The organism is Nostoc sp. (assembly GCF_036917395.1).
Taxonomy (GTDB): domain Bacteria; phylum Cyanobacteriota; class Cyanobacteriia; order Cyanobacteriales; family Nostocaceae; genus Nostoc.
Window position 1 is genome coordinate 104,617 of sequence record NZ_JBALDI010000002.1, and the last position, 20,577, is coordinate 125,193.

At 43.8% G+C, this 20,577-nt stretch carries 18 protein-coding genes and 1 tRNA gene; 9 read left to right on the forward strand and 10 right to left on the reverse strand.

Annotated features, from left to right (window positions below; translation table 11 throughout):
- Nucleotides 1-1,125 precede the first annotated feature (1,125 nt).
- The 4 genes from V7K46_RS00615 (at nucleotide 1,126) to V7K46_RS00630 (ending at nucleotide 6,176) form a co-directional block, all read left to right on the forward strand.
- Entirely contained in the window at nucleotides 1,126-2,130 is a 1,005-nt protein-coding gene (locus V7K46_RS00615) for a phosphoribulokinase (protein WP_298917610.1), read from the forward strand.
- A gap of 267 nt (nucleotides 2,131-2,397) precedes the next feature.
- Nucleotides 2,398-3,672, forward strand: a complete 1,275-nt coding sequence (metK, locus tag V7K46_RS00620; protein ID WP_335110083.1) for a methionine adenosyltransferase — start codon at nucleotides 2,398-2,400, stop codon at nucleotides 3,670-3,672.
- A 447-nt stretch (nucleotides 3,673-4,119) separates the two neighbouring features.
- Nucleotides 4,120-5,082: a protochlorophyllide reductase gene (locus V7K46_RS00625; RefSeq protein WP_335110085.1), complete on the forward strand. Its 963-nt coding sequence runs from the start codon at nucleotides 4,120-4,122 to the stop codon at nucleotides 5,080-5,082.
- A gap of 473 nt (nucleotides 5,083-5,555) precedes the next feature.
- Complete coding sequence (locus V7K46_RS00630; protein WP_335110087.1) at nucleotides 5,556-6,176, forward strand: TMEM165/GDT1 family protein; 621 nt, start codon at nucleotides 5,556-5,558, stop codon at nucleotides 6,174-6,176.
- 138 nt (nucleotides 6,177-6,314) lie between these two features.
- Here V7K46_RS00630 and V7K46_RS00635 read toward each other — a convergent pair whose 3' ends face one another.
- Entirely contained in the window at nucleotides 6,315-7,208 is an 894-nt protein-coding gene (locus V7K46_RS00635; protein ID WP_335110090.1) for a tetratricopeptide repeat protein, read from the reverse strand.
- A 378-nt stretch (nucleotides 7,209-7,586) separates the two neighbouring features.
- Between V7K46_RS00635 and V7K46_RS00640 the strand changes: the two genes are divergently transcribed.
- Nucleotides 7,587-8,609, forward strand: coding sequence for a hypothetical protein (locus V7K46_RS00640; RefSeq protein ID WP_335110092.1), 1,023 nt, complete (start codon nucleotides 7,587-7,589; stop codon nucleotides 8,607-8,609).
- 129 nt (nucleotides 8,610-8,738) lie between these two features.
- Here the strand turns inward: V7K46_RS00640 and V7K46_RS00645 are convergent, their stop codons facing one another.
- The 3 genes from V7K46_RS00645 to V7K46_RS31900 all read right to left on the reverse strand — a co-directional run bounded on the left by V7K46_RS00645 (nucleotide 8,739) and on the right by V7K46_RS31900 (nucleotide 10,571).
- Nucleotides 8,739-9,908 (reverse strand): homocysteine biosynthesis protein, encoded by a 1,170-nt coding sequence (locus V7K46_RS00645; protein WP_335110094.1) that lies wholly within the window; start codon nucleotides 9,906-9,908, stop codon nucleotides 8,739-8,741.
- Between the two features lie 274 nt (nucleotides 9,909-10,182).
- Nucleotides 10,183-10,392 (reverse strand): DUF6887 family protein, encoded by a 210-nt coding sequence (locus V7K46_RS00650; protein WP_335110096.1) that lies wholly within the window; start codon nucleotides 10,390-10,392, stop codon nucleotides 10,183-10,185.
- Entirely contained in the window at nucleotides 10,389-10,571 is a 183-nt protein-coding gene (locus V7K46_RS31900; protein WP_442939786.1) for a DUF6888 family protein, read from the reverse strand. Before V7K46_RS31900 ends, V7K46_RS00650 begins: the two co-directional genes overlap by 4 nt.
- A gap of 68 nt (nucleotides 10,572-10,639) precedes the next feature.
- On the opposite strand from V7K46_RS31900, the gene V7K46_RS00655 reads away from it, so the two are divergent.
- The 3 genes from V7K46_RS00655 to V7K46_RS00665 all read left to right on the forward strand — a co-directional run bounded on the left by V7K46_RS00655 (nucleotide 10,640) and on the right by V7K46_RS00665 (nucleotide 11,679).
- Entirely contained in the window at nucleotides 10,640-11,179 is a 540-nt protein-coding gene (locus V7K46_RS00655; protein ID WP_335110098.1) for a T4SS efffector SepA family protein, read from the forward strand.
- 74 nt (nucleotides 11,180-11,253) lie between these two features.
- The gene (locus tag V7K46_RS00660) at nucleotides 11,254-11,463 is read left to right on the forward strand and encodes a DUF6888 family protein (RefSeq protein WP_335110100.1); all 210 of its coding nucleotides are present in this window, start codon (nucleotides 11,254-11,256) and stop codon (nucleotides 11,461-11,463) included.
- A 15-nt stretch (nucleotides 11,464-11,478) separates the two neighbouring features.
- The gene (locus V7K46_RS00665; protein ID WP_335110102.1) at nucleotides 11,479-11,679 is read left to right on the forward strand and encodes a DUF6887 family protein; all 201 of its coding nucleotides are present in this window, start codon (nucleotides 11,479-11,481) and stop codon (nucleotides 11,677-11,679) included.
- Between the two features lie 82 nt (nucleotides 11,680-11,761).
- Here the strand turns inward: V7K46_RS00665 and V7K46_RS00670 are convergent, their stop codons facing one another.
- Together V7K46_RS00670 and V7K46_RS00675 are read right to left on the reverse strand one after the other, a co-directional pair.
- A complete protein-coding gene (locus V7K46_RS00670) occupies nucleotides 11,762-13,489 on the reverse strand; it encodes a succinate dehydrogenase/fumarate reductase flavoprotein subunit (protein WP_335110104.1) in 1,728 nt (575 codons plus the stop codon).
- 451 nt (nucleotides 13,490-13,940) lie between these two features.
- Nucleotides 13,941-14,258 (reverse strand): hypothetical protein, encoded by a 318-nt coding sequence (locus tag V7K46_RS00675; protein WP_273765957.1) that lies wholly within the window; start codon nucleotides 14,256-14,258, stop codon nucleotides 13,941-13,943.
- A 1,023-nt stretch (nucleotides 14,259-15,281) separates the two neighbouring features.
- Between V7K46_RS00675 and V7K46_RS00680 the strand changes: the two genes are divergently transcribed.
- Nucleotides 15,282-16,130 (forward strand): hypothetical protein, encoded by an 849-nt coding sequence (locus V7K46_RS00680; protein ID WP_335110106.1) that lies wholly within the window; start codon nucleotides 15,282-15,284, stop codon nucleotides 16,128-16,130.
- Between the two features lie 258 nt (nucleotides 16,131-16,388).
- Here V7K46_RS00680 and V7K46_RS00685 read toward each other — a convergent pair whose 3' ends face one another.
- The 4 genes from V7K46_RS00685 to pds all read right to left on the reverse strand — a co-directional run bounded on the left by V7K46_RS00685 (nucleotide 16,389) and on the right by pds (nucleotide 20,434).
- Nucleotides 16,389-17,711, reverse strand: coding sequence for an ABC transporter substrate-binding protein (locus V7K46_RS00685; RefSeq protein ID WP_273765959.1), 1,323 nt, complete (start codon nucleotides 17,709-17,711; stop codon nucleotides 16,389-16,391).
- A gap of 192 nt (nucleotides 17,712-17,903) precedes the next feature.
- Nucleotides 17,904-17,995 (reverse strand) — tRNA-Ser (locus V7K46_RS00690).
- Between the two features lie 83 nt (nucleotides 17,996-18,078).
- Nucleotides 18,079-19,011, reverse strand: coding sequence for a 15-cis-phytoene synthase CrtB (crtB, locus tag V7K46_RS00695; protein WP_335110109.1), 933 nt, complete (start codon nucleotides 19,009-19,011; stop codon nucleotides 18,079-18,081).
- Nucleotides 18,995-20,434, reverse strand: coding sequence for a 15-cis-phytoene desaturase (gene pds, locus V7K46_RS00700; RefSeq protein WP_335110111.1), 1,440 nt, complete (start codon nucleotides 20,432-20,434; stop codon nucleotides 18,995-18,997). Before pds ends, crtB begins: the two co-directional genes overlap by 17 nt.
- Between the last annotated feature and the right edge of the window lie 143 nt (nucleotides 20,435-20,577).

Genomic DNA, 20,577 nt, shown 5'->3' on the forward strand with positions numbered 1-20,577 from the left:
ACCACTCCGATAATTTACTTAACCGTTTTTCAAAAAAAAACTATTCCCCTACCTTGCCAGCTTTAGTTTAGCGGATTTTCGTTTCACAAAACTGGAGAAAGAAGGAAAAACGGCATCATTAAATTAATGCCTTGCTAAGTATACTCACCAAAGACATGCAGGCATAGCAAAAAACACACCTGTTCACCTTCTAAGGTAAAGGATAAGTCTTGTGGAGAATGTTAATAATGAGTCAATTTAATCTTTTTTTCGTTAACTACCACCCCTATTAGGGAGATAGCTTTTTACCTTACTACCTAACGAGCAACTTCCAATGGCAGATATTGTTGGAGGGCTGCTTTGATTGGTGGAAGTTACTACTCAGTTTCCCTCCAAAAATTACCGTTGTGCTTGCCTACTCCAAGAATTTAAATCGGAGAAGGGCAAGGAGAGGAAGGTTTTCTTCCGATTGGTTTTACTTCTTTAAATCTACTACTCTCCCGGAATGTTGTTAGCTATATTCATCACCTGTCTATAGATAATTACATGACTAGTACACTGTGGCGTCAGTTTGCCTACCTTTAACAAGGGACTTTGCCCCAAGTCTAGTCAGTGTAGGTAGTTCACAGCCAATAATTTGACTAATGCAATTTGTTTGCTCATTCGTTAGATAGATTTTTGCTTTGAATATTTTAAGCATTGTAGAGCCGGAATTACAATTTAAGAAGGTCAAAAAATTCGTGGCAATAATAAATTATACCTTATAGACTTAATTATATAGAGTCACAAGTAGCAGATGCACAGAGCCACAACACTGATGGGCGGTGCTGATCCCCATTTTTAAATTAACAGCTAAATCAACAAAATGATTGACGAACCACGCTAATTCTTCTAAACAGCAATCTTGTATGGAATACCCCCTTCTGTTAAAATCAAATACACCACTAGGATTAAATACTTACCGGCACCAACATTCAGGCTAGTCCGACGAGTAGCAACTTAATTACTTTGTTGCCTACTTGCTTGGTGTCTTATAGATGTGCTAGGTAGCAAGAACGCAGGATAAACCAAAGGGGTAAACTCCTGGCTTCAGAATCTGCTGTGTGAAAAAATATTGACACAATTTTAGTATTTTAGAGGAGATTTATGACAAGTAAGTCGGAACGCGTGGTACTGATTGGAGTAGCCGGAGACTCTGGATGCGGTAAATCTACGTTTTTGCGTCGTTTGATAGATTTGTTTGGTGAAGATTTAATGACAGTTATCTGCCTGGATGACTATCACTCCCTGGATCGCAAACAGCGTAAAGAAACTGGGATAACTGCATTAGACCCCAGGGCGAACAATTTTGACCTGATGTATGAGCAAATTAAAGCGCTCAAAAATGGTCAAGGGATTGATAAGCCGATTTACAACCATGAAACCGGCTTGCTTGATCCGCCAGAGCGGATCGAGCCGAATCGCATTATAGTTGTTGAAGGACTGCATCCTTTATATGATGAGCGGGTGCGATCGCTAATCGACTTCAGTGTTTATTTTGACATTAGCGATGAAGTCAAAATTGCCTGGAAAATTCAGCGAGATATGGCTGAACGTGGTCATCGCTACGAAGATGTGTTAGCGCAAATCAATTCTCGCAAACCTGACTTTGATAAGTTTATCGAACCCCAAAGAGAATTTGCCGATGTAGTTCTTCAGGTATTACCCACGAACTTGATCAAAAACGACACCGAGCGCAGAGTCTTAAGGGTACGTATGCTCCAGCGCGAAGGTAAGGAAGGCTTTGATCCAACCTACCTGTTTGATGAAGGGTCAACAATTAATTGGACTCCCTGTGGACGCAAGCTGACCTGTTCCTACCCTGGTATGCAACTGTACTACGGTTCAGATGTTTACTACGGCCGCTATGTCTCAGTACTAGAGGTTGATGGTCAGTTTGATAACTTGGAAGAAGTAATTTATATCGAAACCCATCTCAGCAATACATCCACAAAATATCAGGGTGAATTGACTCATTTGTTACTCCAGCATCGTGAATATCCAGGTTCCAACAATGGTACTGGTTTCTTCCAAGTACTTACAGGCTTGAAAATGCGTGCTGCTTATGAGCGGTTGACAGCTACGGAAGCAAAGTTAGCGGTTCAGGTTTAAAAGCAGCAGTATTTGTGTCAAAGTTTGTGGGGGCGCTTCTGAGTGTCCTCCTTTTTTTTGTGTTATTAAATACATTTTGTCCACGAAATAATTAGCATAAATTTATCTTATTTACAGATACTCACCTTATAGATAGTGGTTTTTATCAATATTAAGAAGATACTAACTACTGAAGTATAAATATTGTTATGATTTCATAAATTAGATAGTTGAACTAAATACTCACATTTAGTCAGCGAAAAAAACTCAAGAAAGGAGGAATTTCCTTTGTCTCGTCGATATCTATTTACCTCCGAGTCAGTCACCGAAGGTCATCCTGATAAAATCTGCGATCAGATTTCTGATACCATTCTGGATGCCTTACTGACACAAGACCCCAGCAGCCGTGTCGCCGCTGAAGTAGTAGTTAATACTGGTTTGGTGCTAATCACTGGTGAAATAACCACCAAAGCCAATGTGAATTTCGTCAATCTTGCCCGCAAAAAAATTGCCGAAATTGGCTATACCAATGCTGATAATGGCTTTTCTGCTAACAGCACTAGCGTTTTGGTAGCTTTAGACGAACAATCACCTGACATTGCCCAAGGCGTTAACACCGCCCAAGAAACCCGCCAGGAAGATAGTGATCAACTATTCGACAAAATTGGCGCGGGTGATCAAGGTATAATGTTTGGTTTTGCCAGCAACGAAACACCAGAACTGATGCCCTTACCGATCAGTCTCGCCCACCGTATTGCTCGCCGATTAGCAGCAGTTCGGAAAACGGGTGAACTACCATACCTGCGTCCTGACGGCAAAACCCAAGTAACTGTGGCTTACGAAGACGGGCGCCCCATAGGTATTGATACTATCCTGATTTCCACCCAGCATACAGCGACTATTGGGGAAATTACAGATGAGGCGGCGGTACAAGCCAAGATTAAACAAGACCTCTGGTCAGCAGTGGTCGAACCTGTTTTTGGCGACATTGACATTAAGCCTAATCAGGAAACACGTTTTTTAGTTAACCCCACTGGCAAATTTGTCGTTGGTGGCCCTCAGGGAGACTCTGGTTTGACAGGACGGAAAATAATCGTTGACACCTACGGTGGTTATTCACGGCATGGTGGCGGCGCTTTTTCTGGCAAAGACCCCACCAAGGTAGACCGCTCTGCTGCTTATGCAGCTCGCTATGTGGCGAAAAATATTGTCGCCGCTGGGTTAGCAGAAAAAGTTGAAATCCAGCTATCCTATGCTATTGGCGTAGCGCGACCAACAAGCATTCTGGTGGATACCTTTAATACTGGCAAAGTAGATGAAGAAACCTTACTGGAATTAATCAACCAGCACTTTGAACTGCGTCCAGCAGGAATTATCCATACCTTCAACTTACGCAACTTACCAAGTGAACGAGGCGGACGTTTTTATCAGGACGTCGCGGCTTACGGTCACTTTGGGCGGGCTGATTTAGACTTGCCTTGGGAACAGACCGATAAAGCCGAATTGTTGAAGCAGGCAGCAAACGAGTCACTTTCGGCAGTAGTTGCTCCGGTATTAACTTAGACTAATAGGTTACTACAAAGCATCTAACATGTTTATTTGAGGGTATAAGCAACTTAACAACTTGCTTATACCCTTATTCATCAAGACTTACGCACAGCTAACGGAAAATCGAACCACAGAGGCGCAGAGGTCACAGAGAAATGAGAGTTTGAGAGATATTTTGCGTAAGTCCTATTCATCTTTCAACTGTCGTCAGTTAAGAATTATCAGTGAAAATTTTAGACGCGAAATTTCGCTCTACAAGTATGAACACCCTTAACGCTATAGTCAGTCAGAACATCAAACCGACAATAGGGTCTTGATTTTGGAAATATATACAGCTTTGAAATAACCTGTTATTTAGTGAGAAGCGATCGCCAAGCATAACACCTCGAACAATCAGAGGTGTTAACTCAGTGATGTAAAATCCTGAAGATAGTAAAAGGTGATTAACAGAGTCTGAATAGAATGGTACAGGATAGGAAATCAACGGTTGTAATCACAGGTGCCTCTTCGGGGGTCGGTTTGTATGCTGCAAAAGCTCTTGCTGAAAGGGGATGGTATGTGGTACTGGCCTGTCGGGATTTAGCGAAGGCACAAAAAGCTGCCCAAGCTGTGGAAATCCCTTACAACAGTTATACCAGCATACATATCGACCTTGGCTCCTTGGAAAGCGTTCGACAGTTTGTGAAGAACTTCCGATCTAGTGGAAAGTCCCTAGATGCTTTGGTATGCAACGCTGCAATTTATATGCCTTTAATAAAGGAGCCGTTACGCAGTCCAGAAGGATACGAGTTAAGCGTTGCGACAAATCACCTCGGACATTTCCTTTTGTGCAACCTAATGCTAGAGGATCTGAAGAAGTCATCATCTTCAGAGCCAAGGCTGGTAATTTTAGGAACTGTCACCCACAATCCTGACGAACTGGGTGGTAAAATTCCGCCGCGTCCAGACTTGGGCGATTTGCAAGGCTTTGCAGAAGGATTTAAAGAGCCAATCTCGATGATTGACGGCAAGAAATTTGAACCAGTCAAAGCTTACAAGGACAGCAAGGTTTGCAATGTGCTGACTATGCGGGAACTACATCAGCGCTATCACGAGTCAACTGGTATCGTCTTCAATTCTCTCTATCCGGGATGTGTTGCAGAAACGCCGCTATTCCGAAACCACTATCCCCTGTTTCAGAAAATCTTCCCATTATTCCAGAAGTACATCACTGGGGGATATGTGTCTCAGGAGTTGGCGGGAGAACGGGTTGCGGCGGTGGTTGCTGATCCTGAGTACAATCAATCTGGTGCTTATTGGAGTTGGGGAAATCGCCAGAAGGAAGATGGCAAGTCCTTTGTTCAAAAGGTTTCTTCTCAAGCGCGTGATGATGAAAAAGGCGATCGCATGTGGCAACTAAGCGCCAAGTTGGTTGGACTTGCATGATGGCATAGGATTTTGGCATTACTATGCGTGTAGGTAACCAATGGTTGAGGTGATTCTAGGTCACCTCTGACTTTATTGATAGTTTTATTTAAATTACGATATACAGTCAATACAGTTTTGAAAAAAGCTGGTATTAGTGCTAACAGGAATAAATAGATGATGAGTTTTTACCTCAGTAAGCACTGAATCGGGCTGTATGTGCCGCTTCACTCTCCATTCCCTAATCTTGACTTCTACCTGTAACAGATGTACAATTATGATCGCATAGAAGGGGAGTAGCTGCTGGCAAAAAAACTTAAAAGCCAGTACATCTGAATCAACATACTGGCGATGAGCCTGGTTCAGGTGGCAAGTAATAAATATTTGAAAGCGAGACCTTCACTAAGTTCACACCGAAAAGTGTAAACTTGGTGAGGTCTTTTGGTTCTCATCAAGCTTCACATCGGTAAACGATTCTTCAGGAGCTTGAGAGAGTGTTAACAGCTTTTACCGCAGCTTTATTACTAATTACAGTTTCAGAATTAGGCGATAAAACATTTTTTATTGCTGTGATTTTGGCAATGCACCACTCACGGCGATTAGTATTTACAGGTGTGACAGCCGCTTTAGCCGCAATGACAATCCTTTCGGTGCTATTTGGACAAGTGGTATCTTTGTTACCAAAAGTTTATATTCATTACGCCGAAATAGCTTTGTTTATTGCCTTTGGTATCAAGCTGTTATATGACGCTAGTAAGATGTCCGCAGCGGCTTGTGATACAGAAGTTGTAGGAGAGGCTGAAGCTGCGGTGAAAAAAGCAGATTTGCAGCTGCCAAAGCAAAAGACTTCCTTGGGAATTGTAATAGAAGCCTTTGTATTGACATTTATGGCAGAGTGGGGCGATCGCACCCAAATTGCCACCATTGCCCTAGCAGCCGGAAATAATCCAATTGGAGTGACAATAGGTGCAATTTTCGGACATGCCATTTGTGCTGCGATCGCAGTTATCGGCGGAAAAATGATTGCCGGACGCATTTCTGAGCGTCAACTTACCCTGATTGGCGGATGCCTGTTTTTGGTCTTTGGTATTGTTGCTGCCATTGAAGGAGCGTGAGGGGATGAGGGGGACGAGGAGACTGGGGAGTAAGAATTTTAGATTTTAGATTTTAGATTTTAGATTAAAGAATTGAAATTTAATCTAAAATCATCAATTCCATTATCCAAAATCCAAAATTGAATTGCCCAAAGCCCATTACTTGGGAGTACTCTCCAATGATGGTGCGGGAGATGCAGCAGGATTTGGGATAGGGGAAGCCGTTGCTGCGTTTTTAATTTCATCTTTGTACTGAGCAGGTGCTAAAGCTGCGGCACTATTAAACAAAAGTTTTGCATCTGCGTCTTTGCCCTGTTGTTTTAGGAGCATCGCTTTTGCCACAACAGGGCGAAAATCCTTGGGATCTTTCTTAATTGCTTGGTCATATACAGAGCTAGCTTGAGCGTAGCGTTTCTGGGAAGCGTGAACAGAACCTAACAGTACTTGTACGGCTACTGTATCTACACTTCCAGACTGAATTGTATTTGCTTGGGCTGCGTTAGAGAGGGTTTCTTGCAGCAAACCAATGGCCGCTTCTGGGCGTTGCTGACTGATCAACAGAGCCACCATTCCTTGCAAAGCCTTCAAATCGCCTGGTTTCGTGGACAAAACCGAGCGATAAGCTTGAGCGGCTCCTTCGCGATCGCCAATTTGCTGTTTGGCTTGAGCCAGTAGCACTGAATATTCTGACTGTTCGGGATTCAGCTTGGCTAGCTTTTCTAGGGGTTCAATGACGACTTGAATATCAGCTGGTTTAACCTCACTTTTTTCTTTTTGACTCAGTAGTTGTAGCCGCGCCTGCAATAAGCCCTTAAGCGCAGTCTGATTTTCTGGTTCCCTTTGCAAAACTTGTTCATAACCCCGTACTTCGTCTTCCAGTTTTGATTTTTGGTCAGCGGAGGTCAAAGTGCCTCTGCTGCTAGCTGCATTCTGGTTTGAGGGTGGCGTATTATTAAATGCTCCAATTATGGGAATCACCGAAACACCCACAAAAGCAAGAATTGCCAGCGCCAAGACGACTTGAACTATCCAACGATTGCGCGGTTGAGACACAATTTTGTCTTTCTCCTAAATTTTAATGACATTATCATTTACACAAATCGTAAAGTTAAAAATTTCCAAAACTTTGCGGAATACCGCCAATTGCCTGTGAATTTTATAACAATTAACTATCTACACTGCTAAAGTAAGTGATGACTTTAGGAGGAGCCGTCAGAATTGTAGCTATGATATGCTTCCGAAACTAGTGTAAAGGCGCTAAATTACACATTTAGTGTTTATACACTAAATTTAGCGCCTTTAGTATTGTATAGAGTACCCTAGTGTGACTTTGTGAAAAGCAAATATATTTTCATTAGTCGCACAAATGCTCTTTCCATCTGCGTTTGTAAAATCCCACAATGGGATGTGTCTGTGCCGCAAGGAGTTTTTATGAATTCCGACCTGATGCCGTTGCCTGAATCCTCCAATTCTTCTGCCTCTAACCAGGGCCCAACTAATGTAGAGGCAGCCGCTAATGTTCACATAGCAGCCCACTCCTCTAAATCGGAAAATTCGCCTGTCAAACCCGGCGATACTGACTCAAATGATGGGTTTGCCAATCGACAGCAACCGATTCCGCCTCCCAGCGAACCGATGCAGTATCGAGCGATCGGGTTAGTCCGGGGTCGCTATCATGCTAGCAGCGAACAATTTACACAAGGTACGCTGCTGACCAAAGATGGTGTAGAACTCAATGCCGTCCTCCTAGGCCGGATTATGAGCTTAGTCAAAAATCACCTAGACTTAGAAAAAGAACATTTGTGGGTAGTATATCCACGTACAAGGCAAGAAAATGATACCTTGCACATCCAAATCGTTGGAGTTTGGGAGCCAGAAAATCTGGCTAAAAACTCAACAGATGAGGACGAGTCAGACCTAGAGTTGCAAGAGTTACAGACACCTGATCATGGCTTATCCGAAAACTCTGAATTAAGTACAACTGCCCTAATACCCTCATCAGAAGTTGCAGATGGTGGTTTTTCTGTTCGTGGTGAGGTAGTATACCAGTCTTTTGACGCTAAGAGCTTAGTAGTCAAAATTAGGCAGGCTGCACGCAAACCAACTGACAAACCCAAATATTTTAAGTTGAAATTGAGGGGTGTGCTGACCACCAAAGCAGTAGGAAAGTTCTGGGACTTCCAAGCCAAGCGGGAAGCTGACGTTTTGATCGTAGAAAAAGCTGAGGCGATCGCTGACTTGCCCAAAAAACGCAAACCACCATTCAAAGGTGGTCCTCGTGCTGGTGGTGGTGCTGCTGGTGGTAGAAAACCATTCCTCCCCAAACGCAGTGGCGAAACCCCTCGTCCCATCAAGAAAACAGGCGCAGGCGGCGACCCCTCTGTAGTGTCAAAACCTATACCAAAAACGCCCGCTCCTAAGCCCATCAAGCGACCAAAACCAAATCAAGAGTAGGGCTTTGGGCATGGGGCAATTCAATTTTAGATTTTGGATTGATGATTTTAGCTTAAATTTCAATTCTTTAATCTAAAATCCAAAATCTAAAATCTAAAATCTAAAATTTTTACTCCCCAGTCCCCAATATCAAAAATCCGTTCGACGGTCTTGGGGTAGAAAAGATCGCTCCATCGGAATTGGGGAAACTGGTTCTGTAAGAGTAAACGTACCTGCTTCGATCCACTTTTTCAGCTCTAGGGCGACTTGCCTAGAAAAAAACAAACTCGCTAAAGGGGCAACGCGTACTGCTTTGCCCTCAATAGTGATACTCCCCGACTTGAGTTGAGCGTAACTCACCAAACCAAAGGTAGGACGGACGCGCCGGGGAATCGAAAAGTCTACTATTGGGGCTACTAAGTCTTTATTTTGCACGGCACAGTGTTCAACTACTTGTTCATTTAATACAGGCAGTGGTACACCAACGCCTAACATTAAAGAAGGGCCATAACTTTTGAAATAACAACCTCGCACCCAATGAGCATCCATTTGCTTGGCATCACCAATTAAAGCTAAAGTGGCGGAAGGTCCAATCGGTGTCCGATTAGCTAAACGCTTTTGTAAAGGGAAGTGCTGAGTGCCTTCCCAAGCGACATAGCCAACACCGCCGCCTAAAAAAATTCTTGTACCTATACCAACGAGTTGCAAATCGGGGTCGTTGAATAAGGGGGAAATAGCACCGGGGTTGGAATAAACGGCATTCCCCAGACGCGGTTGTAAAGGGCCGAGATAGGTGAAGAGAGGGCGATCGCCACCATTTACCCCAACAATAAAATTTTGATAAAGATTGCGCGGATTGAATAAATAAAACTGATTAATCGTGTCTCTAGTAACTGTAGTTTCAAAAGTTGCTCTAGGGTAACAATCTGTTACTTGTCCCTGTGCTTTGACGTGTATAGGTTTACCAGCGATCAAATCTTCGATTACATGACCGCCACCGCGTTCTCGGACTTCTTCCCCGTCCATCGTTTCCACAGCACAACTCGCACCCAAATATAAATCTACTGCCCCAAAACCAGAGTATGCTGGCACGCTATCTAACCAGCAACGGCGAATTTTTATCGGGGGGTCAGTGTGTCCAAGATTGATGATTGCACCACTTGATTCCATCGGCTCAAACGTGCCAGTGGTAATTACATCAACTTCTTTAGCAGCTTTAGTAACACCGATTTCTACAACTCGTGCTTTTAATTCTTCAGTTGTCAACACTACCGCACGTTGGCGGCTGATTTTCTCATTAATTTCGGCAATTGTTCGCATTTTATCAGTGCTAGCGCTTCCTGTCTTCCTCTCTGAAGGATATCTTGATAAATCACAGACTCTTGCATAATTTCTTCTGGAAATAGTTGTCGCCAATCCTACACGACTGTTTAAACCCCATCCATTTTGAAAAGGAGGAGTTTTTGAGTGAGAGCATATTATTCTGTCGTGGCTTGCGTTCTGAGCTTTACCTTAATTCCAAAAAACTACGGTTTTCAAGGTTTCACCTAGCTTATTCATCTAAGCCCCAATTTGAATTATAGGTGATCGCTTCTCACTCAGTTCGATTGAGTTTCTCTAAAAAAAGAGCTTCTACTTCGCTCTCAGGATTGTCAAGATCAAAAGGATAAGGGTGTTGTGTAGCGGAGTCACAACGACTCATCAATACTTGCAATGCAGCCCGAAACGCTTCTTCCTCATTTCTATGTTCTGAAAGATATCGTTTCAGTTCAGTATTGGTCATCTGGTTTAGGTTCTGCATCATACAACAAATTTCCAATTCCCATATTTATCAATTATGACTGCAATCTCATCGTTCAAACCAGCTTGAATATAAAGCGTTTTCAACTTTTGGTCGTATCGGAAAACCTGAATGGACTGATACAGATTAGAAAGTAACTGACAAAGGAATATCGCTGTATCCGATTGCTTCTGTGTTGGCATGATGTGGCTGCTGCCATTCTAATGTGTATACGTTACAATTTTAATGTAAATATAACATAATATATACGATGCCAGTTATCAGAATACCCGATCCTATTTACAAGAGGCTCCAAGCGATCGCCGTACCTTTTGAGGATACACCTATCACTGTTATTGAGAAGTTACTGAATGAATATGAAGCACATCACCAGTCTCAGCAAATTTCTGAAACTGAAAACGATAGAGTTATTGAACCTGGGGTAAGCAATTTGCAGCATACCAGAGTGCTTCGAGCCATTATGGGTGGTGAGGAAATTCATCAACCGAACTGGAACAAAATCGTCGATGCAGCACACGAACTTGCTATTAGACAGGGAGTTTGTGTAGACGAACTCATGAAGCTAACCCTTGCTCATGTTGTTAAGGGTGAAAAAATTAACTCTGGTTTTCATTACCTGCCAGAGGTAAACATTTCAATACAAGGTGTAGATTCAAATCTTGCTTGGCGTAACACTTTGCACTTAATGAAGAATTTGAAAATGCCAATTGAAATACACTTCGAGTGGCGTGACAAAGAGGGAGCAGCACATCCCGGTGAGAAAGGTCAGCTAATTTGGAAGTTTAAGTAGCATGTGAGAGTCACAACTGTGAAAAAATTACTAGATATATCTATATTCTATTTGTTACGTATATATAAATATTTATGATAAAAAAACTAGCAGATGACGAGCTACAACCAAGATTAGAACAGCTACAATCCTTATATAGACTTTGCCATCAACTTACAAATGTGATGTTTCAGCCAATTCACATCGTGCGATTAGATGAACGATCGCTCAATATATTTATATTAGCTGGGCAAGATGAAGGAATAGAGCTAGAAATTAAGCCAGATGGTAGTATAGAACCATGAATGTAGTATAGAACTATGAATCAGGTAAACTATACAGCAATGAGCAACCAAGAGCTAAAGAGTTACCTTCTTACCCACAAGGATGATAAGGAAGCCTTTTATGCTTACATGGATAGACGAAAATCTCGTCATCGTGATGCTGCAATACAATTAAATGATCCGGCTTGGGAAGAAAAGATAATAGCTGTGATTCAGAAACAATTAGGTTCTGATTGATAACTTAATCATTTCATATTTTTAATCGAGGTGGACAAAATTTTTGTAGTCCCCTCGATTTCTCACATAAATTTATCTTTGGCTAATACTTCCGCTCTTTTGGCTCAAACATGGTAATCGCCACCGGCCGATACTGTATATCAATTCCTGCTGGTGAATAGTAAGCCATTGTGTGTTTGAGGAAATTAGCATCATCTCGCTGGGAATAATCTTCGCGGAAATGAGCGCCACGACTTTCTTGGCGATTCAGGGCTGATGCCAAAATCGTCTGTCCCACTACCATCAAACTACGCAATTCCAAAGCTTCCACAAGTTCCGTATTCCAGCAACTGCCTTTATCATCTAAATGAATTTGCGGAAATTGCTGTTGTATTTCTTCTAATTTGTGTAACCCTTGACTCATTAATGCCTCAGTGCGGAAAACGCCGCAGTACTGAGTCATACAATCCTGGAAGGCTTGACGGACATGGTTAATGCGGTACTGCCCTGGTTGTTCTAGCAAAGCTTGAATTTGTTGCTGGGCTTCCGTTACATAGCGTTGCTCATCTACAGAAGGCAACTTCCGTTTTTGCACAAATTGGGCGATCGCAGCCCCAGTTCTCTTGCCATAAACGACACATTCCAGCAGAGAATTACTCCCCAAGCGATTAGCACCATGTACGGAAACACAAGATGTTTCGCCAGCTGCAAAGAAAGCATCAACTAGACCATCACCACTGCTGCGGACTTGCCCATCAGTATTAACTGGGATACCACCCATACAATAGTGAATTGTCGGGCGGACTGGCATCGGTTGAGTTACCGCGTCAACACCTACCAAACGGTGTGCTTCTTCCCAACAGAAGGGGACGCGACTCATAATTTTTTCTTTGCCCATGTGCCGTAGATCCAGATAGACAAAGGGGCCACCAGCGCTACCATTGAGATGAATACCACGACCAGCGCGAATTTCATAAGCGATCGCTCTTGAGGTAATATCACGAGGAGCCAATTCCATGCGACTGGGTGCGTAGTTCGCCATAAAGCGATCGCCTTCACTATTAATCAGATACGCCCCTTCTCCCCGTACCGCTTCCGAAATCAGCACCCCTACCGGATACAAACCAGTGGGATGAAATTGGACAAATTCCATATCTTCAAGAGGCAAACCTGCGATCGCAGTCATTGCCAAACCATCACCCGAAGAAGCGTAATCATTAGATGTAGTATTATAAACGCGACCATAGCCTCCGGTGGCAAACATCACCGCCTTAGCCCGCACCACCTCGATATGTCCATCCAAAAGATTGAACATTACCACACCCTTGGCCTGATTTTCTGACAAAATCAGACGCATCACGTACCATTCTTCATAAACTTGTACGCCATAACGCCGCAGGTTATTAACCAATTCGTGTAAAATCGCATGACCGGTCTTGTCCGCAGCGTAGCAAGTGCGGTTGTGGGAATGTCCGCCAAAAGCCCGTTGGGCAATGCGCCCATCAGGTAAGCGAGAGAACAAAACGCCCATGTGTTCCAAGTCAATCACCACATCTGGCGCTTCCTGGGCGAGAATTGCCACAGCGTCTTGGTCTGCCAAGTAATCAGAACCCTTGACAGTATCAAAGGCATGTGCCTCCCAACTATCTTCTGAATCAACATTTTTCAGTGATGCAGCCATACCACCTTGAGCCGCGACCGAGTGGGAACGAATTGGGTGGGTTTTAGCAACCACAGCAATATTTAAACTAGGGTCAGTGCGGGCAATTTCCACAGCAGCGCGACATCCCGCCAATCCACCCCCGACAATAATCACATCATGTTCCAGCATAATTAGCCCCCGACTGCAAACCACTGCTGTTCTATTGTAGAGACGTGATTAATCAGGCAGTGCATTGGGGAGCATCCCAATTTTGCCAAAATACACAGGATTGGTACAAAAACCCTTTATAAACTCTTTCCTTTGTGTTCTTTGTGACGGCACTCGCTCACGGGGAGCCAGTGCGTTGAAAAGCCAGCGCAGTTGATTATTTCATTCTCCTGTCTAAGTCAAAATATTTATGAAGGAAAGTAAACTTGCATATTTGGGAGGCTCCCGTGCGTTGCAACAGTGGCGTTTCTCCAAAAAAATTCCCTGCCTATAGACAGGGATGTTATTACAAATTTTGAAATTAAGAGTCAAAAGTTAAAAATGAAGGGTTATGGGACAGATGGAGTAGAGACGCGATTAATCGCGTCTCTACTCCTAACTCCTGTACAGACGCGATTAATCGCGTCTGTCTTTAGCTAGTTGCTTGTACAGGTTGTTGCTGAGACACATTACCTGGTATGGGTTCCATTTTGGTTCCCGGCCCTACAGGAGTGACTTCAATATGATTTAACAAGGTAGTGACAAACGCAAACAACAAGAAAGGTAGCGAAAGCAGAACGACAAGACCCGCTGTTGCTAAAGCGTACACGGGTCGCTTGGCACCCATCAGCGCCAAGGCTGATGCCAAACTTAAGGTAATTGTAATCAACCAAACAATTATTTGACCGTAGATATCACCGAAAGTCAGGGTACAGACAAACCGATACTTTTGAGTATTATTTCCGCTCATCACATTTGCCTCAAGTCTCTCCTAATAGGTTCTACGTTAGAACCATGTTTACCTTCTAGACAATTTCTAAATATTTTTGCAAGCTTCGTAATATCACTTCACAATCAACTTTTCCTGTTGTTACAAAACACAACTCCTAGTACAGCATGGCGTAAATAGACCAACCATACTCTATGGGAAACCCTTCTCCTGTAGTCATCGCAGCTTGGAATTCTCCCCCTTCCCTTGTACTATGGTGTACACACAAGTCCTAAAAACCTACTAATGCAATGTGTTATGCCGTAGGCTAACGCACCATCCTAGATTCAAGCCGATGTCCTGAATAGTTGGCACAAAGACTAAGTACAGCATTTCATTAATTCTATAGCGAACTAAATTTAGTAATATGTTGCAATGCCAATGTATCCCGATGCAATGCCAATGCGTCGGCCACATTGTGAATGCGTCCCCTTGCAATGCCAATGCATCCCAATGCAATGCCAATGCGTCGGCCACATTGTTAATGTGTCCCCTTGCAATGCCAATGTATCCCAATACAATGTTAATGCGTCAGCCACATTGTGAATGTGTCCCCTTGCAATGCCAATGTATCCCAATACAATGTTAATGCGTTGGCCACATTGTGAATGTGTCCCCTTGCAATGTTAATGCATCCCGATGCAATGTTAATGTTAATGTGTTCCCTTGCATTAAAAACGCTACGCTTTTACGCAAAACTGGATTAAGAAAGCTCAGTGTTGATATAGACTAAGTTTTTTGGTAAAAGTTTTTGCAATCCTGACCACCTCCTCAACAAATAGACTGTTTGCTTAAAGCCAAGATAATTTTTGTCATTTGTCAAATTCCGGATATTTAGGATATAGTATTTAATTTTTTGCTGGGAAATATTAACTAGAGAAATCCAGCAAAGTCAGGATGTAAAAACCGATTTTTTGATGTTAAATTTTGAGTATTGCCCGAATTTGTTGACTTAAATCAACAGAACCCTTTATTTTTCGTGGCAATATTGTTTTAGGAGTGAATGTGAATACTATTTTTCTTCGTAAAGGTGTTTTTTGGTTGCCAAGTATAGCTGCTCTTACAGTCCTGAGTAGCGGCTTATCTGCAATTGCCCAGACAGTTGATAAGGTGAGCAGTCAGCCATTAACCGACCCTTCCGCAACCGTGGCGTCCCCCAACGACTTTAGTACAGAACTAGACACTGCAAGCCAAAATCTCTCTACAGAAACAACTGAAACATTTACAGTCACAAATTTAGCTAAGGTACAGCAGCCCCCCAACGCTGCAATACAGGAAAACGCCAGTGTAACGCCTACACCCATTCCAGGCACAGTGCCAACCTCATCTGCGACGCTCACTTCTGAGTTTGTACAACCAACTTCTCAAACTACTGCTCAACCACCTGTTACCAAAGTGGCGCAATCGGATATTGATTTAGGTAGAACTACCCGTCGTGGTGGCAGCAGCTATATTGGCGTCGCTGCTAACATTGGTTTGAGTGGTGATGCTGACTCGTCTTTGGCCGACGGTAACTTCGCGGTAGTCAGCAAAATCGGGCTGACAAATTCTATATCGGTGCGACCCTCAGCCGTATTTGGGGACAACACTACTATTCTGCTTCCGATCACTTACGATTTTACCTTCAAATCAGCAGATGCTTTCAGCGAACCGTTAGGTATTGCACCTTACGTCGGAGTGGGTGGAGCTTACAAAACTGGTGATGATTCGCAATTTGCCTTTTTAGTAACTGGTGGCATTGATGTGCCTCTAACTCCTCAATTCACGGCAACGGCCGCTGTGAATGCCGGATTTTTCGATAAAACTGATGTAGGCTTGTTGTTAGGAGTTGGTTACAACTTCACTGGCTTTTAAGCTCGACTTTATCCATTTTTTTCGCAACGTGATTGCTATCGCTGAAACCTCTGGGGTCCAGTAGTTTTACTTTTTTAACTTCATCGATAATCTGTGACGTGGAAAAAGTATTTGCCGAAAAGCCAGGGTTTTTGCCGGATAAAGAAAACCAAGTTCTTAATTTTGGATAAAGTCGAGCTAAGAGTTAGGAGTTATGAGTTAGAAGTTAAGAGTTAGTAATATTTCACTCATAACTCATAACTCATAACTGCTAACTTTCTATTTGGGGGTAACTTTGCCAATTACTTTGATTTTGCCATCGTCTCCTACTGTCCAAACATCGTATACACCGACAACATCGCCGTTAGCATCAACATCTACGTTGCCACTAGCTCCTTGATAGTTAATCTTCTTACCATCTTTAAGTAACTTCAGTCCCTCGCAGACATCAGTAACTTGTGTGCCAGGTCCATCAGCGACTTCACGGATTTTGCTGGCTATACCAACACCTGTATTTTCTTTAGCAGCTTGCGCTGCCAACGTCAATAACGCAGTTGCATCCCAAGTTTGAGGAGCGTATTCCCCTGGTGCACTACCCTTTTTATCCTTCCACAGCTTGTTGAAAGCCTCTAATGCTTTACCATCAGAACCAGGTACTGTACCGATCGCTCCGGTTAAGATATACTTGCCGTCACTGCCTTTGCCAACTTGTTCTGGGAAAGTAGGTGATTTCACACCATCTGTAAGCAGAATCTGCACACCCTTCGCCACGCCTTGCTGATAGGCGGCTTTCAAGAACAGACTGCCAGTTTCAGCGTATAATACGGCCAACACTGCATCTGGCTTACCAGCAAATGCAGCAGCCGCTTCTGTATCAAAAGTCTGTGCTTTTGGATCGTAGCGAACAGGCTTATCTTTATTAACGATGGTTCCACCCAATTTTTCAAAAGTTTGCACAAATGCTTTTTCAAAGCCAACGCCATAGTCGTTATTAATCACGACTGTAGAAATTCGCTTGAAACCTTTTTGATTGGCAAGTTGGGCTAATGCCAGTGCTTGGTAAGTATCGGGGGGAGCAGTACGCGCCCAAAAGCCTTTAAAGTCACCCTTTTGGGCCTTTTCAGTAAAGACGGGACTGGTACTACCAGGAGAAACCAGCATGACTTTATTCGGCGTGGCAATGGAGACTGCTGCACTAGAAACACTACTGGCAAAGGAACCAACTACACCTGCTACCTTATCTAAAGTTGCTAGTTTGGTCATACCCGCAGCACCAGCTTTGGGGTCGGTTTGGTCGTCTACTTGCACCAAGGTCACTGGTTCGCCATTGACACCACCGCAAGCGTTGACTGTATCGACAAGTAAAGGGACAGAACCTAGCATCTGTTGTCCGACGGAAGCCAAGTCGCCTGTTGTCGGTAGCAGGGAACCAATTTTTAACCCTTTAGCACTGCTTGTAGTAGTTGAATCTGCCGCTGGGGTAGCGGTACTTCCATTGTTCGCTGTGCCATTGGGGGTACTAGTATCACCACAAGCCCCAACTAAGAACCCAATTGCTAGGGTAGCTATACTGAAGGTTAAGGCGGCGCTAATTTTTTTCATAAATCACTTTTACTCCTCAGATATTTAGGAGCCTAAAAGTAAGATTCAAACTAGATTTATAACTTAGCTGGATCTTATCAAGACTCCAAAAGATAAATCATATCATCCATCTTTGGGAGTAGAAGTATTTACCCCTACATTAATATTTACTTTTGTACACAGAATATACTGCGTGTATCAAAGGCTGAAAAACGGAGAGGGAGGGATTCGAACCCTCGGTACGGAGTTGCCTGCCGTACAACAGATTAGCAATCTGCCGCTTTCGACCACTCAGCCACCTCTCCTGACTTACGAACATCAATGTTAGCAGACTTGTTGGGAAGAGTCAATAGTCATTTGTCATCAGTAACAACAAATGACTAATTGCTCAAAGGACTTGCGATCGCATCCAAGCTACGGGCAAAGTGCGTAATTTTTTCCACTGGGGAACGTAAGCCCGCTGACTGAATACATCGTAATTGTTGCGTTCAATCACCTCCAAAATCTGACCGTACAACATTGATGCTGCCCACACGGGCCAACGGGCATCCGGTGCTAGATAAGTAATTCCCTGGTCTGACGTAGTATAGAATTGGCGGGCCCGATCAATTTGAAAGCGCATCAATGCCCGCCAACGTTCATCTACCACACCTTTGAAGAAGTCTTGCTCGGTGTAGTTGAATTTTGCCAAATCCTCAAGGGGAATGTAGATTCGTCCCCGTCTGGCATCTTCTCCCACATCCCGCAGGATGTTGGTGAGTTGATTGGCAATTCCCAGAGCGATCGCTTCTTCTGTGGGAATATATGGTTGTTTGTTCTGACGCCACGGAGCTGTATATATGGTGCTATCCACACCCATAACTGCTGTTGACATTAAGCCAACAGTGCCAGCAACGCGGTAACAGTAGAGGTATAAGTCCTCAAAGGTTTCATAACGACTGCGATATAAGTCCATCCGCTGACCGGCAATCATATCCCGAAAGGGTTGAATGTCCATTGGAAAGCGTTGGAGGGTATCAGCTAAAGCGACATCGTAATTTTCTAATGGGCGTCCCGCAAAAATCGATTCCAGCTGCTGTTCCCATAGGTCTAGGGTTTCTGGCGTGGTAATAGCAGATGCGGGCCCATCCACCAATTCATCTGTACGGCGACACCAAGCGTAAATTGACCAAATAGATTGACGTTTTACCGGACTCATAAGCAAAGTACCCAGGTAAAAAGTCTTGGCATACTTTGCTGTGAGATGCCGACAAAGTTTGTAGGACTCGTCTACAGAGACCAGCGTTTTCATGCGCGGGGGGGAATCAGGCAGTTGCAGCATTCGTTGCGGGCGGTCGGGTGAGCGTTTGCAGGTTTGAGGGATTTGCTACCGGGAGAGCCTCAGAAATTGCCTGCGCTGTCAGCTTACCAGAAAGTACGGCACCTTCCATACTGCCTAAGTAGCGTTGCATGGTATAACTTCCGGCGAGATAGAAGTTGGCAATGGGCGTAACTTGTGCGGGACGGTACTGTTGACGACCAGGGGTCGCTTTGTAAACTGAACGCGGCGTTTTCACCACATGAGATTTTAGCAAGGTTGCTGGGTTGTCTCCCCCAAAGTGGTCGGGAAAGAGTTTTTCTAACTCGGCAATCGTTGCAGCCACAATCTCCTCATCGGATTTGGCAATCCAATCTTTTGCCGGAGCTAGAACTAATTCCAGCATCGAGCGATTGGGGTTGGCGTATTCACGGCAGGTATTGCTCATATCAGCATAAACGCTTAGGAGGGGCGATCGCGAAAATAGCAAGTGATCAATTTCTGTAAGTTTCCGGTCAAACCACAGATGCAGGTTAATCACTGGTACTCCTTCCAAACCTTCTAGCTTCTTGAAAAACTCCATTTGCTTCCAAGGCTTAGGCAACATCACCTTTAATGGGTCAACCGACATAGCAGATACATACACATCAGCTGTGAAAACTTCATCTTCTGCCCCATTTAACCCTCGAATCAAGTATGCTTTCACCGTGCCATCGGCGTTGAGCAAAATTTCTTTCAACGGGGCATTCAACCGTACTTCCCCACCACGTTCTCTGATGTAATCTACGATCGGGCTGCATAGACGTTCTGTTGGAGAACCATCCAAAAATGCAATCTTGGAGCCATATCGTTCTTGCAGAAAGCGATTCAGTGCAGTTAACAGGATCGTTGCAGAAACTTCATTAGGATTGACAAAGGTGAGTGCTTTACATGCGGCGATAAAAACGTCACTAGTTACTCGCTCGTCAACACCTTGCCTTTTCAACCACTCTAAGAAGCTGTACTTGTCCATGTCTTCAACATACTTCTGACCCCGCACCACTGCTGGAAGTAGTCCAATTGCAAACCGAATCTTCTGCTCCCAAGTCAACATATCTTTGTTGCGAAGAATCGATGCAATCACGTTGAAAGGAGATGGAATATCTGGAACATCAAAACGTGATAGTGTCCCAGGCTTATCCGGTTGATTGAAAATCAACGTATGCTCTTTCCACTGAAGTCTGTCCTCAATGCCCAACTCCTTGAGCAATTGGAGCATATTGGGATATGCCCCAAAGAAGGCGTGTAACCCGGTTTCGTACCAGTCGCCATCAGAGTCTTTCCACGCCGCAACAAGACCACCCAGTACGTCCCGGCTTTCCAAGACAATGGGAGTGTGACCTGCGTCCGTGAGATATTTCGCGCAGGAAAGTCCTGCTAGACCAGCACCCGCGATCGCTACTCGCATTTAACCCTAATGCCCTTCAATATTTCTTAATGGTTTTGTCGTTTTCATTATACGTTGCAATCCGTTACATTTGGCAGTTATTGTGCAATCGCTTCCCCAAAAAACTTTTGTAAAAGCGAATTTTACCTGATATACACCTACCA